The sequence below is a fragment of the Rhodococcus sp. DMU2021 genome, assembly GCF_019641445.1.
Taxonomy (GTDB): Bacteria; Actinomycetota; Actinomycetes; order Mycobacteriales; family Mycobacteriaceae; genus Rhodococcus; species Rhodococcus pyridinivorans.
The window spans coordinates 13,796-31,159 of record NZ_JAIFKB010000012.1; the positions used below are offsets into that span (position 1 = coordinate 13,796).

Annotated in this window: 17 protein-coding genes and 2 pseudogenes; 7 read left to right on the top strand and 12 right to left on the bottom strand. The window is 62.8% G+C overall.

The genetic code is table 11. The features are described from left to right. From ftsX to prfB, 5 genes are read right to left on the bottom strand one after another with little or no spacing between them, the layout of a single operon-like run. Positions 1–906 carry a permease-like cell division protein FtsX gene (gene ftsX / locus K3M35_RS16725; protein ID WP_006550352.1) on the bottom strand — a complete coding sequence of 302 codons (906 nt, stop codon included), beginning with the start codon at positions 904–906 and terminating at the stop codon, positions 1–3. A 49-nt stretch (positions 907–955) separates the two neighbouring features. Then, entirely contained in the window at positions 956–1,645 is a 690-nt protein-coding gene (gene ftsE, locus K3M35_RS16730; RefSeq protein ID WP_006550350.1) for a cell division ATP-binding protein FtsE, read from the bottom strand. A gap of 55 nt (positions 1,646–1,700) precedes the next feature. After that, positions 1,701–2,207 carry a hypothetical protein gene (locus K3M35_RS16735; RefSeq protein ID WP_006550348.1) on the bottom strand — a complete coding sequence of 169 codons (507 nt, stop codon included), beginning with the start codon at positions 2,205–2,207 and terminating at the stop codon, positions 1,701–1,703. Beyond that, positions 2,204–3,091, bottom strand: a complete 888-nt coding sequence (locus tag K3M35_RS16740; RefSeq protein ID WP_006550346.1) for a mechanosensitive ion channel family protein — start codon at positions 3,089–3,091, stop codon at positions 2,204–2,206. Before K3M35_RS16740 ends, K3M35_RS16735 begins: the two co-directional genes overlap by 4 nt. A gap of 21 nt (positions 3,092–3,112) precedes the next feature. Further along, positions 3,113–4,231: a peptide chain release factor 2 gene (prfB, locus tag K3M35_RS16745; protein ID WP_006550345.1), complete on the bottom strand. Its 1,119-nt coding sequence runs from the start codon at positions 4,229–4,231 to the stop codon at positions 3,113–3,115. Positions 4,232–4,376: 145 nt separating this feature from the next. Between prfB and hisN the strand changes: the two genes are divergently transcribed. Beyond that, complete coding sequence (gene hisN / locus K3M35_RS16750; protein ID WP_006550344.1) at positions 4,377–5,162, top strand: histidinol-phosphatase; 786 nt, start codon at positions 4,377–4,379, stop codon at positions 5,160–5,162. Between the two features lie 45 nt (positions 5,163–5,207). On the opposite strand, the gene K3M35_RS26235 is transcribed toward hisN, so the two are convergent. Both K3M35_RS26235 and K3M35_RS26685 read right to left on the bottom strand, forming a co-directional pair. Next, positions 5,208–5,582 carry a GyrI-like domain-containing protein gene (locus tag K3M35_RS26235; protein WP_259444142.1) on the bottom strand — a complete coding sequence of 125 codons (375 nt, stop codon included), beginning with the start codon at positions 5,580–5,582 and terminating at the stop codon, positions 5,208–5,210. Between the two features lie 116 nt (positions 5,583–5,698). Continuing rightward, positions 5,699–5,845: pseudogene (locus K3M35_RS26685) on the bottom strand (MerR family DNA-binding transcriptional regulator); the annotation flags it as partial. Between the two features lie 166 nt (positions 5,846–6,011). On the opposite strand from K3M35_RS26685, the gene K3M35_RS16760 reads away from it, so the two are divergent. The 5 genes from K3M35_RS16760 (at position 6,012) to K3M35_RS16780 (ending at position 11,992) form a co-directional block, all read left to right on the top strand. Next, positions 6,012–7,406 carry an acyl-CoA dehydrogenase family protein gene (locus tag K3M35_RS16760; protein WP_019288455.1) on the top strand — a complete coding sequence of 465 codons (1,395 nt, stop codon included), beginning with the start codon at positions 6,012–6,014 and terminating at the stop codon, positions 7,404–7,406. A gap of 28 nt (positions 7,407–7,434) precedes the next feature. Beyond that, positions 7,435–8,649, top strand: coding sequence for an acyl-CoA dehydrogenase family protein (locus tag K3M35_RS16765; RefSeq protein WP_064851514.1), 1,215 nt, complete (start codon positions 7,435–7,437; stop codon positions 8,647–8,649). Positions 8,650–8,870: 221 nt separating this feature from the next. Beyond that, positions 8,871–10,574 (top strand): acyl-CoA synthetase, encoded by a 1,704-nt coding sequence (locus K3M35_RS16770; protein WP_052040031.1) that lies wholly within the window; start codon positions 8,871–8,873, stop codon positions 10,572–10,574. A gap of 97 nt (positions 10,575–10,671) precedes the next feature. After that, positions 10,672–10,878: a helix-turn-helix domain-containing protein gene (locus K3M35_RS26925; RefSeq protein ID WP_220666733.1), complete on the top strand. Its 207-nt coding sequence runs from the start codon at positions 10,672–10,674 to the stop codon at positions 10,876–10,878. A gap of 382 nt (positions 10,879–11,260) precedes the next feature. Beyond that, complete coding sequence (locus K3M35_RS16780; protein ID WP_220666734.1) at positions 11,261–11,992, top strand: DUF6602 domain-containing protein; 732 nt, start codon at positions 11,261–11,263, stop codon at positions 11,990–11,992. Here K3M35_RS16780 and K3M35_RS26930 read toward each other — a convergent pair. The 4 genes from K3M35_RS26930 to K3M35_RS16800 all read right to left on the bottom strand — a co-directional run bounded on the left by K3M35_RS26930 (position 11,958) and on the right by K3M35_RS16800 (position 16,628). Beyond that, positions 11,958–12,446 carry a Mov34/MPN/PAD-1 family protein gene (locus K3M35_RS26930; protein WP_220666735.1) on the bottom strand — a complete coding sequence of 163 codons (489 nt, stop codon included), beginning with the start codon at positions 12,444–12,446 and terminating at the stop codon, positions 11,958–11,960. The genes K3M35_RS16780 and K3M35_RS26930 overlap by 35 nt on opposite strands. Further along, entirely contained in the window at positions 12,443–13,972 is a 1,530-nt protein-coding gene (locus K3M35_RS16790) for a ThiF family adenylyltransferase (protein WP_220666736.1), read from the bottom strand. The genes K3M35_RS26930 and K3M35_RS16790 overlap by 4 nt, the downstream gene beginning before the upstream one ends. Beyond that, positions 13,956–14,957: a nucleotidyltransferase gene (locus K3M35_RS16795; protein ID WP_220666737.1), complete on the bottom strand. Its 1,002-nt coding sequence runs from the start codon at positions 14,955–14,957 to the stop codon at positions 13,956–13,958. The genes K3M35_RS16790 and K3M35_RS16795 overlap by 17 nt, the downstream gene beginning before the upstream one ends. 526 nt (positions 14,958–15,483) lie before the next feature. After that, positions 15,484–16,628, bottom strand: a protein-coding gene (locus tag K3M35_RS16800; RefSeq protein ID WP_374107770.1) for an IS3 family transposase whose coding sequence is annotated in 2 segments (ribosomal slippage) — positions 15,484–16,364 and positions 16,364–16,628 — 1,146 coding nt in all. Because the reading frame shifts where the segments join, the coding sequence is not laid out codon by codon here. A gap of 121 nt (positions 16,629–16,749) precedes the next feature. Here K3M35_RS16800 and K3M35_RS26935 point away from each other — a divergent pair. After that, entirely contained in the window at positions 16,750–16,905 is a 156-nt protein-coding gene (locus K3M35_RS26935) for a helix-turn-helix domain-containing protein (RefSeq protein ID WP_374107772.1), read from the top strand. 3 nt (positions 16,906–16,908) lie between these two features. Here the strand turns inward: K3M35_RS26935 and K3M35_RS16810 are convergent. Next, positions 16,909–17,358: pseudogene (locus K3M35_RS16810) on the bottom strand (AAA family ATPase); the annotation flags it as partial. Positions 17,359–17,364: the final 6 nt, after the last annotated feature.

Genomic DNA, 17,364 nt, shown 5'->3' on the forward strand with positions numbered 1-17,364 from the left:
TTATTCACGCACGTACAGACGCAAGGTCACATACGAGGTGAGAGCGGCCATTCCCACGCCCACGAGGACCAGGAACGGCGAGACCAGAAGGATGTCGCTGTCGGTGATGCGGGCGACGATGTTCGCGTCGTAGACCTCGGTGAGCATGTCGTCGACGAACATGCTCTTGGCGACGAAGAGTCCGCCGATGGCGAGTGCGGCACCCACGATCGCGGCGATCACCGCTTCGAGGAGGAAGGGCAGCTGCGTGTACCAGCGAGTCGCGCCGACCAGCCGCATGATGCCGACCTCGGTGCGGCGGGTGAAGGCCGCGATCTGCACCATGTTCGCGATCAGAAGCACGGCCGCGATCGCCTGGATCGTGGCGATGGCGAACGCGCCGTTGCGGATACCGCCGAGCACGCCGAACAGACGCTCGACGAGATCCTGCTGGTTGAGCACGCTGTCGACGCCGGGCCGGGTACCGAAATCGTCCTGGATCGCCGCGAATCGATCCGGATCGGACATCTTGATCTTGAAGGAGGCAGGGAAGCTGTCGGCACTCACGAGTTCGGCGAGTTCGGGCTGATCGGCGAAGACACGATCGGTGGCGTCGAGGACGGCGTCGTCGCGGCTCAGGTACTGGACCGACACCACGTCGTCGGTGCTCTCGAGGTCGCTGCGCAGGGTGGAGCAGAGATCCTGCTCGCACTCCGGATCGAGCGAGGAGATGTCCTCGGTCAGGAACACCTGCACCTCGACCCGGTCGAGGAAGATCCGTTCCGTTTTGCCCGCCATCTGGACCACGAGCAGCCCCGCACCGAACAGCGCGAGGGAGATCGCCGTGGTGAGGATCATCGCGATGGTCATGGTGAGGTTGCGGCGCAGGCCGGTGGTGACCTCGCTGAACAGGAAGCTGGCACGCATCGGGTGGGATTCCTTCGGTTGCCTGGTGGGGATGCTCGGGTGACGGGATCTAGCGGCCGACGCCGTAGACGCCGCGTGCCTCGTCGCGCACGACGCGTCCGAGATCGAGTTCGACGACCCGTCGCCGCATCGAGTCGACGATGTGGTGGTCGTGGGTCGCCATGAGCACCGTCGTGCCCGTGCGGTTGATGCGTTCGAGCAGCAGCATGATGTCCTGGCTGGTCTCGGGGTCGAGGTTGCCGGTCGGTTCGTCGGCCATCAGCACGAGCGGCCGGTTGACGAACGCACGCGCGATCGCGACACGCTGCTGTTCGCCGCCGGACAGTTCGGCGGGCAACCGGTCGGCTTTGCCGGACAGTCCCACCAGGTCGAGAACCTCCGGCACCGTCCGTTCGATCACTCCGCGCGGCTTACCGATCACCTCGAGAGCGAACGAGATGTTTTCGGCGACCGTCTTGCGCTGGAGCAACCGGAAGTCCTGGAAGACGCATCCGAGATTCTGGCGCAGCTTCGGTACGCGACGCGCCGGCAGCCGGTTGACGTGGAAATCGGCCACGTGGATGTCGCCGGTGGTGGGCTTCTCCTCTCGCAGGAGCAACCGGAGGAAGGTCGACTTCCCGGATCCGGAGGGACCGATGAGAAAGACGAACTCGCCCTTCTCGACGTGCACCGAGACCCCTTCGAGCGCGGGACGCGTGGACGTCTTGTAGGACTTGGACACATTCTCCAGCCGGATCACGTGGACATGCTAACCGTTACCGGACGGTGACCTACGGCACCGGCTCGTCGGTGCTCTACGACGACGGAGCGTCGGTGTCCTCGGTCACCGTCGGATCCTGCTGGTCGTTCAGTCCGGGGATCGTGGGCAGGTCGAACGGGAACTGCCTGTTCGTCGTGGTGGGGGGCGCTGTCGTCGTGGCATCCTGCGGCGGCGTCCCGCCCTGTTCCCTTCCCGGCACGCCGGTCGCCGTCGTCGGCGGGAAGGTCGACGAGGTCGTCGGCGGATAGGGCGTGTCGGTGGTCTCCGGCACGGACTTCTCCTGCGGGGCCGTGGTCGCCGGCGGCACGTACGGCACGTAGGGCGTCTCGGAGATGATCACGGCGGTCGACGGCGCATCGGGGGTGTCCTCGGGCTGGTTGAGGAACAGGTAGGTCACCCACAGCGCAAGCCACAGGGTGCACAACGCGAAGGTCGTGGTCCTGATCCGCCCACCGAGGAGGTGCGACGGGATGCGCCTGCGGTGCTTCTCCTCCGGCTCGGTGGCCGCGCCCCCACCCGACGTCCCTCCACCCGGTGTCACTGTGCCTCCACTCGATCGACCACGCTGGCGGTGTCGAGCTGGGGCGTGACGGTGATGCCCCGTTCACGCAGTGCTCGCGCGATCCGCGCACGCAGCAGACGGCCCACCTGGAACTGCTTGCCGGGCAGCGTGCGCGCGACCATGCGGACGCTGAGCTGATCCACCTCGAGGCTCTCGACACCCATCACACTCGGTTCGTCGAGCAACAGCTCCCGCAGGCGGGGTTCCTTGTATGCGGCGACACCCAGTTCGCGCAGCATCTCGGTGACGTCGGCGATGTCGGCGGTCACCGGGATCGGCACGTCCACCACGGCGCGCGCCCAGTCCTTCGACAGGTTGACGGCCTTGTTGATCTGCCCGTTGGGGACGGTGATGACCTCACCCGCCGTGCTACGCACCCGGGTGACGCGCAACGTGACGTCCTCGACGGTGCCGATCGCGTCCTCGGACGCACCGGTCACGGAGATCTGCACGGTGTCGCCGAAGCCGTACTGCCGTTCGGTGATGATGAAGAACCCCGCGAGGATGTCCTGCACGATGCGCTGGGCACCGAAGCCGAGCGCCGCGCCGAGCACGGTCGCCGGCGCGACCAGGCTGCCGATGGGCAGCTGCAGATAGTCGAACACCTTCAGGGTCGCAACGATGTACACGAACGAGATCGCCATCCACGTGACCACCTGGGCGACCGAATGGCGATGCTTCGTCGCCTCGGACCGCACGAGGTCGTCGGACTGCGTGTAGCGCTCGTCGATGCGGCGCGTGATGCGGCTGCCGATCCAGGAGACGAACCGGGCGATCAGAACCGCACCCAGAATCGTGAGTGCGATCAGCAGCCCGCTCGTCGACAACCAGTCGAGCAGTCTAGCTCCGGGAAGAAACGGCACAGGCCCCTCTCCTGTTTCCGATCACGATTTCTGCTCTTCTCGCATACGCCAGCGGATGCCCGATTCGAGGAATCCGTCGATGTCGCCGTCGAGCACCGCCGAGGGGTTGTTGACCTCGTACTCGGTGCGCAGGTCCTTGACCATCTGGTAGGGATGCAGCACGTACGAGCGCATCTGGTTGCCCCACGAACTGCCGCCGTCGCCCTTGAGCGCATCCATCTCGGCGCGCTCCTCCTGGCGCTTGCGCTCGAGGAGCTTGGCCTGCAGGACACGCATGGCCGCGACCTTGTTCTGCAACTGCGACTTCTCGTTCTGACAGGTGACGACGATGCCGGTCGGGATATGCGTCAGGCGCACGGCGGAGTCGGTGGTGTTGACCGACTGGCCTCCCGGGCCGGACGAGCGGTAGACGTCGACGCGGACGTCGTTCTCGTCGATGTCGATGTGGTCGGTGGTCTCGACGACGGGCAGCACCTCGACCTCGGCGAAGGAGGTCTGGCGGCGGCCCTGGTTGTCGAAGGGGCTGATGCGGACGAGACGGTGCGTGCCCATCTCGACCGACAGGGTCCCGTAGGTGTAGGGCGCCTTGACGGCGAAGGTGGCGGACTTGATGCCGGCCTCTTCCGCGTAGGAGGTGTCGTAGACCTCGACGCCGTAGCCGTGCTTGTCGGCCCAGCGGATGTACATACGCATGAGCATCTCGGCCCAGTCGGCGGCGTCGACGCCACCGGCGCCCGCGCGGATATTGACGAGCGCGTCGCGCTGGTCGTACTCGCCGGACAGCAGCGTGCGCACCTCCATCGCCTCGATGTCGGCGCGCAGGCTCTCGCGTTCGGCCTCGGCGTCGGCCAGGGCGGCGGTGCGGGCCTCGCCCTCCTCGCCCTCGGCGAGCTCGTACAGAACCGGGAGATCCTCGAGCCGCTGGCGCAGGCCCTCGACCCGGCGCAGCTCACCCTGTGCGTGCGACAGTTCGCTGGTGACCTTCTGGGCGTGGTCCTGGTCGTTCCACAGCTCGGGGTCGGCGGCCTGGTGTTCGAGTTCGTCGATGCGCCGTCGCAGCTCCTCGACGTCGAGGACCGACTCCACGGTGCGGAGGGTCGTGTCGAGCTCGGTCAGGGCTGCGGAAACATCGGGATGCACGATTCAACAGGTTACCGGAGCGACGAACCGGCCCGCCGTGGGCAGCGATCGACACGGCAGGGCCCGGTCGGGTCGAGCACCGCGCCGACCCCGGAGTGGACGGCAAGCTGCTCGGCCCCGGACGACGGCGGCTAGCGTTTCCGCCATGACCACCGACTACACCGCCGACCTGGACCTCGCACTCCGACTCGCCGACGCGTCCGACGCCATCACCCGCGACCGCTTCGGTGCGCTGGACCTGAAGGTGGACGACAAGCCGGACCTGAGTCCGGTCTCCGACGCCGACCTCGCCGTCGAGCGCGCCATCCGCGAGATGCTCGGCGAGCAGCGACCGGACGACGCGGTGCTCGGCGAGGAGTTCGGTGGCGACGCGGTCTTCCGCGGGCGGCAGTGGGTCGTCGATCCGATCGACGGCACGAAGAACTTCGTGCGTGGCGTACCGGTCTGGGCGAGCCTGATCTCGCTCCTCGAGGACGGTGTGCCCGTCGTGGGCGTGGTCAGCGCCCCGGCACTGAACCGTCGGTGGTGGGCGGCCGCGGACGGCGGCGCCTGGGTGTCGCACGACGGTGCCGAGCCCCGGCGCATCTCGGTGTCGGAGGTGACCGACCTCGCGTCGGCGTCGCTGAGCTTCTCGAGCCTGAGCGGCTGGCACGAGCGTGGCATCCGTGATCGTTTCGTCGCCCTGACCGACGACGTGTGGCGGGTGCGCGCCTACGGCGACTTCTTCTCCTACTGCCTGCTCGCCGAGGGCGCCCTCGAGATCGCGCTCGAACCCGAGGTTTCGCTGTGGGATCTGGCCGCGCTCGACGTGCTGGTGCGCGAGGCAGGTGGACGGTTCACGAACCTCGAGGGTGCGGACGGTCCGCACGGCGGCAGTGCGGTCGCGACCAACGGCACGCTGCACGACGAGGTGCTCGGTCGACTGAAGTGAGTGGCCGGCCCCACGCACGGATGGTCACGCGTGGGGCCGGGTTCGTCAGCGGACCGGGAGATGCACAGCGGTCTCGAGGTCGGCTTCGTTCGTGACGCCCGGATCATCGAGATAGACGTTGAAGTGGTGGGTGGCCACGTCGTCGTCGACCCGGGCCGCGGACAGGCCGTGTTCGGTCAGGAATTCGGCGATCGCCTCGTGGGCCCGCGGGATCGATTCGGCGTACGGCCCGGTCACGGTGGCGACGACCGCCCGGCGTGAGGGGAACTCGTGGACCGTCAGCGGCTCGCGGGCCGTGGTTCCCGGCGCCACCGGCAGGAACACCGATTCGTCGACGTCCGACTCACGGAACTCGCCGTCGTGTTCGATGCATCCGCCGGGTCCGGTCGGGACGATGCCCTGCTCCTGCAGGGCGGGCATGAAGCGTTGCCACAGTTCACCTTCGGCCGAGTAGTCGGCGACGGTGCCGCGGAGGCAGACACGCCGAAGCCGACGTCGCGCAGGCGCCGAATGCGCGCGGCATCGGCGGTCTGCTCGGGGAGGTATCGGCGGTAACCGCTGACCTCGTCGACCACGGCGGGGATCAGCACTCCCTGCGAGTCGTAGTGCCGCAGCATCCGCACGCTGATCCGGGTCAGGGACGAGAACTCTCCGATGGACATCAACCTGGTGGTGTCGGCCATGGCGCCGAGTCTGCGACCTCACACGGTGTGAGAGTCAACTCGTGCTCGCGACACAGCGGACGATGCTGGGCGACACGCGTCCACCGCGGAACTTACTGCGCGGTAGACAGTGACCTTACTCAGAAGTAAGATCGGGAGTGTCCGCTGCCGCATCGAGAGACTTCTGGTGATCATGAGCAAGCAAGACAGCGTGGGCCGCCACACGCCTCGCGACACGTCCGCCGTCGGCCTCAATCCGATCAAACGCGACGCCATGGGTGCTGCCATGCGCGTGCTCACCCGGATCACGGGTTCCGAACTGGCCGACCGGTACAAGATCCGCGAGACGATCGACCGGATCACGTACCAGTCCACGAAGACCGGCTTCAAGACCCTCGGCGCCGCCACGCGCACCTTCAAGAAGATGTCCGGCGGCGCGAGCGGCCCGCAGCGTCTCACCACCGCGAAGAACGCCGACTTCTTCGATCTCACCCCGACCGACGATCAGCAGATGATCACGGAGACGGTGCGTGAGTTCGCCGCCGAGATCCTGCGCCCCGCCGCGCACGACGCCGACGAGGCCGCCGCGGCCCCGGCCGATCTGCTCGCGCGCGCAGCCGAACTCGGCATCACCATGGTCAACGTACCCGAGGCGTTCGACGGCGCCGCCGACGAGCGCGGCGTGGTCACCAACGTGCTGGTCGCCGAGGCCCTCGCGCACGGCGACATGGGCCTGGCCCTGCCGATCCTCGCGCCGAGCGGTGTGGCCGTGGCGCTCACACAGTGGGGCACCGAGGACCAACAGAAGACCTACCTGCCGGCCTTCGCCGGCGACGATGTCCCCCAGGCGTCGGTCGTCATCGCCGAGCCACGCGCCCTGTTCGATCCCTTCGCGTTGCAGACCAAGGCGGTGCGCTCCCCCAGCGGCTACCGGCTCAACGGCGTGAAGTCGTTCGTCCCGGCGGCGGGCAGCGCCGAACTGTTCGTCGTGGCAGCCGAACTCGACGGTAAGCCGTCCCTCTTCCTCGTCGAGGCGAAGAGCAAGGGCGTCGTGATCGAGGCCGATCCGGGCATGGGCCTGCGCGCCGCCGGACTGGGCCGCCTTCTGCTCGAGGACGTCGCGGTGCCGGAATCGGCACGTCTCGGCGACGACGACGCCGACGTCCGCGCCGAGCAGTACGCCGACGCCGTGCGCCTGTCGCGCCTGGGCTGGGCAGCTCTGGCGATGGGCACCGGTCAGGCCGTGCTCGACTACGTGGTCCCCTACGTCAACGAGCGCGAGGCGTTCGGCGAGCCCATCAGCCACCGGCAGGCGGTGGCGTTCATGGTGGCCAACATCAAGATCGAGCTCGACGGTCTACGTCTGGTCACCCTGCGCGGTGCGTCGCGGGCCGAGCAGGGCCTGTCGTTCGCTCGCGAGGCGGCCCTGGCCCGCAAGCTCGCCACCGACAAGGGCATGCAGTTCGGCCTCGACGGCGTCCAGTTGCTCGGCGGCCACGGCTACACCAAGGAACACCCCGTCGAACGTTGGTACCGCGACCTGCGAGCAATCGGAGTCGCCGAGGGCGTCGTCCTCGTCTGATCGGCCCGACCCGAACAAGGAACCTGTGATGATCAATCTCGAACTTCCCCGGAAGCTCAAGGCTTCCGCGAACCAGGCCCATCAGGTCGCCGCGCAGATTTTCCGGCCGATCTCCCGCAAGTACGACCTCGCCGAGCACGAGTACCCCGTCGAACTCGACACCATGGCCGCGATGGTCGAAGGGCTCAACGACTCCGGCCAGGGCGCGGCGGGTGCCGCGCTCGGCCGCGACAGCAAGGCCAAGCAGGACGGCCCCGCCGGAAATGCCAACGGCGGCAACATGGCCGGACTCCTCAATGTCATCGAGACGTGCTGGGGCGACGTCGGCCTGACCCTGTCGATCCCCTACCAGGGCCTGGGCAATTCCGCGATCGCCGCGGTGGCCACCGACGAGCAGCTCGAACGCTTCGGCAAGGTGTGGGCCTCCATGGCAATCACCGAGCCCGGTTTCGGATCCGATTCGGCGGCCGTGACGACCACGGCCGTGCTCGACGGCGACGAGTGGGTCCTCAACGGCGAGAAGATCTTCGTCACCGCCGGTGAGCGTTCCACGCACATCGTCGTGTGGGCGTCCGTCGACAGGTCGAAGGGCCGCGCCGCGATCAAGTCGTTCGTCGTGCCGCGCGAGGCTCCCGGACTCTCGGTCGCGCGTCTCGAGAAGAAGCTCGGCATCAAGGCATCCGACACCGCGGTGCTCGTGCTCGACAACTGCCGCATCCCGAAGGACAACATCCTCGGCTCCCCGGAGGTGAACACCGAGAAGGGGTTCGCCGGGGTCATGCAGACCTTCGACAACACGCGTCCGATCGTGGCCGGCATGGCCGTGGGTCTCGGTCGTGCGGTACTCGAGGAACTGCGCACGATCCTGAAGGAGGCGGGCGTCGAGGTCTCCTACGACATCCCCGCGAACAACCAGCATGCCGCGGCCGCCGAGTTCCTCGCGCTCGAGGCCGACTGGGAGGCCGCCTACCTGCTCGCGCTGCGCGCGACGTGGATGGCCGACAACAAGAAGCCCAACTCCCTCGAGGCGTCGGTGTCGAAGGCGAAGGCCGGCCGCACCGGCACCGCGGTCTCGCTCAAGGCCGTCGAACTCGCCGGAACCTACGGGTATTCGCAGCGGCCGCTGCTCGAGAAGTGGGCACGCGATTCCAAGATTCTCGACATCTTCGAGGGCACCCAGCAGATCCAGCAGCTCATCGTCGCTCGGCGGGTGCTCGGAAAGTCGTCCTCCGAACTGAAATAACGCTCGGGGCATGGGGTCCGTCCGCGGGCGCCGGAAGGATGGGACCGGTGTCTGCGCACGGTACCGGACGTGTCGGAGGATCCATCGAGGTAGAGCCCTCGCCGCAGGTACGGCGAGGGCTCTACCCGTTCCAGGAAGATCATCCGTGGAAGATTGCCTGGAATGTGAGCTACGTCACGGCTACTGTGTGTGCTGACGCCGACACACAGCTAGGGGGACGGATGCTCGGTCAGGACATTCTCGGCAGGATCACGAGTGGGCGGATCACGCTCGACGACACGATCGGCCAGGTCAAGGACACCATCGGATCACTCGCGGTACTCCATCGCGCAGGTCTGCTGCACTTTCCGCGCGTGGACCACAGCATCGGGACGATCATGGCGGCCAACAAGTACGGCCCCTTCGCCGGCGCCGTGCACGCACAGGCCGAACGCGGTCTCGACGCCGTCGCCCTGATCGACGAGGCCGGCGATGTCACCTACAAGGAACTCGAGGCCCGCTCCAATGCCCTCGTGCGTGCGTGGCAACGCGCCGGGGTGGAGCCGGGATCGGTCATGGGCATCATGGCCCGGAATCACCGCGGTCTCGTGTTGACGATGCTCGCCACCGCCAAGCTCGGTGTGCGACTGGTGATGATGAACACCGGTTTCGCGCCGCGGCAACTCGTCGATGTCGCAGCGCGCGAACAAGTCTCGACGTTCGTCTTCGACAGCGAATTCGCCGAGGTCGCAGCCGCGCTCCCCGACGACGTGCGCCGGTACGTCTCCTGGGCGGACGACGAGGTCCCCGGCATCCCGACGCTGGAGCAGTCGATCGAAGGGCTGGACGGCTCGTCCCTGCCCGCGCCGGAGGTCTTCGGTGGATTCGTATTGCTCACCAGCGGCACCACCGGCACCCCGAAGGGCGCGCCGCGCGGCCGCACGTCACCGTTCGCGTCGGTCCAGTTCCTCGATCGGGTTCCGCTGCGCCCCGGGCAGACGATGCTCATGGCCGCCCCGGCCTTCCACGGCACCGGCGTCTCGCAGTTCGCGCTCGCCCTCGCACTGGGTCAGACCGTGGTGATGATGCGGCGCTTCTCCCCCGTCGACACCTTGGGCCTCGTCGAGCAGCACGGAGCGATCGTGCTGGTGGTGGTCCCGACGATGCTGCAGCGGATCCTCGACCTCGGACCGGAGAAGATCGCCGAGTACGACACCTCGAGCCTGAAGATCGTCTTCTCCGCGGGTTCGTCGCTCTCGCCCGACGTGTGTCGCCGGACGACGGAGGCGTTCGGACACGTGCTCTACAACCTGTACGGCTCCACCGAATGCGCCGTCGCGACGGTCGCGACCCCCGACGACATCCGGCAGGCCCCCGGCACGGCCGGTCGCCCTCCCGTGACGTGTCGGGTGGTGCTGTTCGACGACGACGGCAACCGCATCACCGAGCCGCACGTCCCCGGCCGCATCTTCGTCTCGAGCGGCCTGTCCTTCGCCGGCTACACCGACGGTCGCGACAAGGAACGCATCGACGGGTTGCTGTCGATCGGCGACATCGGGCACTGGGACGAGAACGGCCTGCTCTTCGTCAACGGTCGCGACGACGACATGATCGTCTCCGGCGGCGAGAACGTCTATCCGCTCGAGGTCGAGAACCTGCTCGCCGAGCGGGAGGACATACTCGACGCCGCCGTGGTGGGTGTCCCCGATCCCGAGTTCGGGCAGCGGCTGCGAGCCTTCGTGGTTCCCTCCCCCGACTCCTCCCGCAACGCCGAGGACATCAAGGCGTTCGTGAAGTCGAATCTCGCCCGGTACAAGGTTCCGCGCGAGGTGGTTTTCCTCGACGAGCTGCCGCGCAACGCCACCGGGAAGCTGCTGCGCCGGGTGCTGGTGGAGATGGATCTGCCCGAGGATCCCGAGAAGGGGTACACCACCGCTCGGGGGTGACCCCCTCGAACGAACGAAGGCCGGTCGTCCGAGACGACCGGCCTTCGTGGTGGTAGTCCTCGCCAGCGCTAAGGCCAACACCCCAGATAAACTCAGAATGAGCGATGACCAGGGAATATCGGAACGTAGGCCTTTCCGTTCGCGAATCACGGCACATACCCGGGCCGAGGCGATCGAGCTGTACAACTCTGGCCTCAGTGCGTTGGACGTTGCCGAGCGACTCGGCATAGGCAAGTCCACGGTACTCAAGATCCTGAAGTGCGAAGGGGTAACTGTACGACCGCGAGGAAAGCGAATCACCTGACATCCTCACTTCTGGCAAGACCGCACTGTCGACACTGACATCCAGGAAGAGCTTGGCCGGCAGAATACTTAACTCCTGAGCGACGAAGCGCTGCTTCTATCTCGCGGTGACGTGCCACGCTCGCGGAGTACTCATCAAGCGTCTGACCGGTCCGCGTAAGGTAGATAATGAGATCAGCGATTGAACCAGCAATACGCTCAAGATCGGGCTCAGGACGTCGAACACTTCGAATACTGTATCGGTGCGGGCCGATATTGTTTCTTGAATGCGATGATGATCGATGCTTTGACATTTGCAGATGGTTGCGACTCCCTGCATTTACGTTACCCCCCGCAAAGTCAATAGATCTATATTTCGTACGATAGAGTGGTAAAATGTGAATATGGCCGAAGAAAACAAGTTACGTCAGCTATTTTCCAGACACCAAGAGTTGCTGGTCTCCGCACTTGGCGTTAGCTCAGTCCATGAGCATCCCGTCGCTAAAGGCGACAACTCAGAGCTGGCATGGAGAGAAATGCTTTCAAAGCATCTCCCCAACCGGTACCAAGTGGCAACGGGCATCGTAATTGATCACGAAGGTACCGAAAGTGACTATATAGATATTATTATTTTTGATCGATATTATTCACCCATTGTTTTTCATTTCAATGACGTACTGTACGTCCCAGCCGAGAGCGTATTTGCGGTTATCGAAGCTAAACAGTCACTCAATAAGAGTCATGTGGACTACGCCAGCAAGAAAGCCAAATCGGTTCGTGCGCTCAAGCGAACTAGTGCCCCAATTAGACAGATGAATAGCACCCTAGCAACTAAGGCGGATACTAAACAAATACTGGCTGGAATTGTAACAACTAAGTCCGACTGGTCTCCCGCCTTGGGGGATCCATTCAACCGTGCTTTAGCCGAAGCGGCAAAAACCTCACCGATCGACTTTGGATGTTCTCTTAATGATGGTTCCTTCTCGATAACATACAATGACGCCGGAGAGCCAACGATCGTGAAGAGCGATAGCAACTCGTCGCTAATCAGCTTTTTCGTGGGTCTCGTTTCAGAGCTGCAAGCAATGGGAAATCCGCCGGCTATTGATCTTCAGAAATATTATCAGCGGAGCTAGCCAGTCGAGCCGTACACAGCTTTCCGCGCTTGGCAACGTAAGGCCTTAGGGTTCCGTCGGATAACCGGACCATAAGTACCAATGGCTCCTGGTACTGCTTCGAAGAGCAAGTTAGAGACTGTAGGTCAGTACTTGATGCACCTACTGGCGCAGGATGCGAATGCCAGTCACCTACATAACCAAGGAGTTGATCTCGACTAGCTTCCAGCAAGGCGTCGAGTCGTTTCTGGGCTTCAGCTTCTCGTCTCGTCCAGCTTGTCTCAGTCGCTGCGCTGTCAGCGAGCACGATCACGGTGTCGATCACTATTGAGTCGTGTTCCCACCAGCCGAGCAAGAGGCCGCCAGTCTCCTTCGGCGCAGCCAGTTCAGCCGCGCTGTGCATTTTTCTTGCCGCTGCTCGACTGACTTGAATTATCATCGGACGCTTCAACAATTTTCCCAGAAAGGTTTTCATGCCGAGGTAACCGTTCCTATGCTGCGATAAGGCACGTCTACCTGCGGCTTCATAACATCGACGATAGTGGCAGGCAATGACGAATAACGGTTGAGTTCGTCAAGCGCCACCTGGCAAGCGATGTTGGCGGCTCTTGCGACTGATAGCGGCGGCGTCATTGAGACGGGACTGCCGCAGCCTTGTTCATATCCAGGCTTTTCTTCGCCGGTGATGTCGAGAGGAGCAAGATGTCTCTCGCCATCTTCCAGGGGGAATCGGTCTACTCGCGCGATTCCGCCCTCCCGTTGCACGCACACAGATACTAAAGCTTTGTCCTGAATCTCTGACGCCCATCGCAGTAGTCCGGTAGCCCTGCCATCGGCAGTGGCATCTATGACTAGATCATGTGAAGAAGCGAGCTCTAATGCGTACTCTGGAGTGCTCACTCTAGCGACAAGCGCGTGGACCGTATCTATCGCCAGCCCAACGGCAGCAAGTCTCATACGGACCGCGGTGGCTTTAGGTGCGCCGACATACTTGTCGTCCACAGTATGTCGAATAACGTTACCCGGCCTGTACCGCTCGGGATCGATAAGAGTCAAGCGTCGAACACCCGAGCGGTACATGAGTTCGGCTACATGTGATCCAATTGCACCACAGCCGACTATGGCGACCGTTTTCCCTTCATATTTATTAGCCTGGGTTCCAGCGCGGAGAGTTCGAGTTCTCACGCTTGTGTCGGCACCCTCACAAGACTTCAGCAGTAATGAACCATTGGCATCCCGTACTACTGAGAGAACGATCGCCGCACGACGAACTCCTCGCTGGTATCGCATGAGAACGAAACACGAGTTTCCTTCGTGGACTATGGCCTCAAGAGTTTGTAGCGCATCACCGACTGTGCGTTGTAGATCTGCCCAACTAGAGATTGGTTGCGATATCGCGCCTACTTCGACCACCCACAACAGGTTGCGCTCACGCCGTCGCACACCATGCCGCTTCATGCGTTCAGCGCTGGGCGTCCACCGAAGTTCATCGACGACGCGTACCACTCCAAGATCATTCTTGACGGTACGGTAGAGCCTTTTGTTCTGTAGTGCTGTGTCGTCGTAAAGAACGAACTCATCGGCCGCTGGCAGATAGCGCTCAAGGTCTGCGTCCTCATCACCAGGCCAGCCTCTTGCGGTTGCCGTAAACCATCCACTGATCTTTTCAATGCACTGGACAGGATCACGCCACGGCGCGTCGTGGACGGGGAGGTCGTTCGTCCAAAGGCACAGCTGACCGCTTCGCTCAATATGGAAGGTTGGAACGAAGCCTTCGCCTGCGTCGATGATCGACACAAGTGGAGGTGCGAGAGGAAATGCGTCTGGAATCGCAAGGGCTACCTGCGCGTTCCGCGAGCTCCCGTTCTCGTCCACCCACGGTACTGAACCCTGTAGCGTCTTGCCGTCATCGGAGAAGCCATGTCTTACAAGGGCATCCCTAAAAGAGTCACGCTCTTCAACTAATGCAGCAAGGTAGTCTCCGCTAGGCGTATCGGTCATCTCCCGCCGGCACCCTTGTTGCGCCACTTGTCACCGCGGCTAGGTTCTTATGGCTTCCGTCATCGTTACAGTAGCTAGGAAGATCGAAGACATCGTCGCCATCAGATGTCTTTCCGAGCAACTTGCGCCACTTCACCGCAGAACTACAGTTATCCTCATCTGCTAGCGCGTCGGCAGCCAGATCGGCCGCCTCTCGCATCTTCTCTTGAGCGTTCTCGAGATCGCGATCAGTTGCTTTGGTGGAAATCTTCTGTCCAGGCAGAGTCGGATCGTCAAGTCCATCTCCAGCGACAGTCGGCAACATCTCAGCTATGCCGTTGAGTGTGAGTGTGAGGTACTCAGCAACAGAAGTTGCTGACGGGTTCTCATTTTCGAAATACCAATAAGTCATGAGTTCAAAGAACAGACCGCCCGGTTGATCTGCTAGCCACGTTCGGCGCACCTGACGTACAAGCTTCACGATCGGCACATATATGCCCGCGCCGTTCAGTTGAAACTCACTATTTTTCTCAGTCGTCAGATCATTCAGCTTTAGCGGGTTGGTTTCGACCCACTGAGCGCGCTTCGCATCCTCGGGTTTGTTTGGGATTTCCCAATTTTCCCCACACGCCCTTGCTGGTACTGCATCAACCGTCAAATTAAAATCTGGGAAATCCACTTTAATGGAGCGATACTGTTTTTCGATACGGTCTTCGCCGTACTCCTCAGTAAGAACTTCCTCAAAGGAATCTAGGATCGAACCGGGGGCGAGGCTGGCGTCTACATTGGTCAACCGTGCGAATACATCAACGTCTTTCACATGTTTGATCGAGACCTGTCGTGCGTATGACCCAATTAGCACAGGGTCGATCCCTAGTTTGCTCAGCTCGTCATCGGCCTTGAGAACGTCTCGTACCTCCGCATGAGCTTTGGCTGCGTTCACCTTGTCTTCGTCGGGCTCGATTATCGTAAGCGCGTCATCGAATCGTCCTGCTAGAGTCGCCATTCCGTACCCCCTCCCGGCCACGTCTACGAAGTTCGCTCGACTGGCGCTTGATTATTAGTTTGAGCTCATTGTACCTGAGTATATATAACTAAACAACATGTTTGTCATTAGCACAAGCGCTATAGTCTCAGGCGAATACGCTGGACTCAGTCTCGCGCCTCGTAAACAAAGCTCTCCAGCATCAAAAATAGGGGAACAATCCCCATCGATTGCGATCGGAAGACTGCGCCGATCCACTACCGCCGCTCATATTTCTAACGTTATTAGTCTGCTCCAATAGTAGTTAGAACCACTCGCAAAAGGGATAGGCGTCGGGACGATCGACCTACATAAACACATTGCTCATTTCGTTAGAACACAAAAGCGACCCCTGTTACGAGGTCGCTTTTGATAATGAAAATCATTTCTGGTAGTCCTCGCTCAAGCCAAGACCAACACCCCGAGGGTTCCCGATAGACGTCCCAACCTGGCAGGTCCCCGATAGTCGGTCCGGTCGTTTCTAGAGCCGGTTCCTCTGTGCAGTCGATCAGTCGATCTCGCACGCCACGGGCTGGTGCCGGTGGGTGCATCCGGCAGCGTACTCGGCGGGGGTCTTGTACCCCAATGCCGAATGACGGTGTCGGTGATTGTGGTCGTCCTTGAAGTCCTCGATCACCACCCGGGCCTCGAGCAGAGTGGGCCAGTAGTTGCGGTTCAGACACTCATCGCGCAACCGGTTGTTGAACGATTCGATCAACCCGTTGTTCCACGGCGTACCCGGCGGAATGTAGGACACCCCCACCGACCCAGCACAGAAGTCCCGCAGCGCTTCCGAGATGAACTCCGGCCCGTTGTCCATGCGCAACACCAGCGGCGGCCCACCCCACATCGCGAACGCCTTCTCCAAGCCTTCGATCAACCGCCCGGCGGTGATCGAGCGGTCCACGATGTTCAACAACGACATCCGGGTATGTTCATCGACCATCGACGCGATCTTCACCGTCTTGCCGTCGACGGTCGAATCGAACTGGAAGTCTAATGCCCACACCACATTCGGAGCATCCGCGTCGACGACCGGAACGGAGGACAGGCCGGCACGTTTGCGGCGTGGAGCACGCCGGACCTGCAATCCTTCTTCTTTCCACAGGCGTTGCACCTTCTTCTTGTTCACCTCGATGCCCTGGTCGTAGCGCAGCCATGCCCACGCCCGACGAAACCCGTGCCGCGGATGCTTGCGGGAATACCTGCGCAACTCTGCGCGCAGATCGGCGTCCGGGTCGCCTGGTGTCTGCGCCATCGGCAACCGCCGGTAAACCGATCGGGAGAGCCCAACGACCTTGCACGCGAACCGCTCCGACATCTGTAGGGTGTCGGTGAGCATGGTGATCGCGGCGCGTTTGGCGGTCGGGCTTAGAATTTTCCCTTCGCGATCTCCCGCAACGCGTCCTTCTCCAACTCGGCATCTGCGAGCAATCGCTTGAGCCGGCTGTTCTGCTCCCGCAGTTCCTTGAGCTCCTTCGCCGCATCGGCATCCATGCCGCCGTATTGACGACGCCAGTTGTACAGCGTCGCCGCCGACACCTCGAGCGCGGCGGCGATCTCCTCGCCGTTCTTGCCTTCCGCGGCCAACTCGTCGGCCCGGCGCAGCTTGCGCACGATGTCCTCGGCCGAGTGACGTTTGCGTCCCGCCATGATTCCTATCGTCCCTTCTTCGCCCTTACCAGGGCAATCAGGACTCTAGAACAACCCGGACCAACTCACAGGGGACACGCCAAACCAAGCCCTACCGGAACGTCAACGTCTCCGATCGCGAATCACGGAGCAGACGCGGCGCGACGTAGTGCAGCTCTACGAGAGAGGTTTGACGGGTCGAGCGGTAGCCGAGGAGGTCGGGATCGGACGAACAACCGTCCTGAAGATCCTCAGGGCCGAGGGCGCTGCGGTGCGGCCGCGCGGGGCGCGATACTAGCTGCTAAAACCCGTACTTCTCCTTTCGAAGACGGAACGCCCTTTCTCCACCCTCCATCACAGTTGTGATTGCATCCCGAATCTCGGGTTGGTCAATCGCACCGCTGGACTTGATGGTCCCCGCCGACTGGTCACCCGCCGTGGTGTAACCGCACACAAGAACGAGGTCCGCGTCGCCGTTCACGACAAGGTTGGCATTGTGGCTTGCGAGAATCAGCTGCCGACGGCCCTTGGCCGCCCAAATCTTCGCGACGATGTGCTGCACGGTCTCGCTATCTAGGTCCTCTTCCGGCTGGTCGATGAGCAACGGCATCCCATCTTGCGTCAAGAGGGTCGTCAGAAGTGCAGTGGCTTGTTGACCCGCCGAAGCAGAACTGAACGGAATGTACGTTCCGGGCTTGCTCTGGTACTCGAAGACCGGCTGGTCTACGAGCGGCGTGAGCGAGAGGTCTAGTGGCTC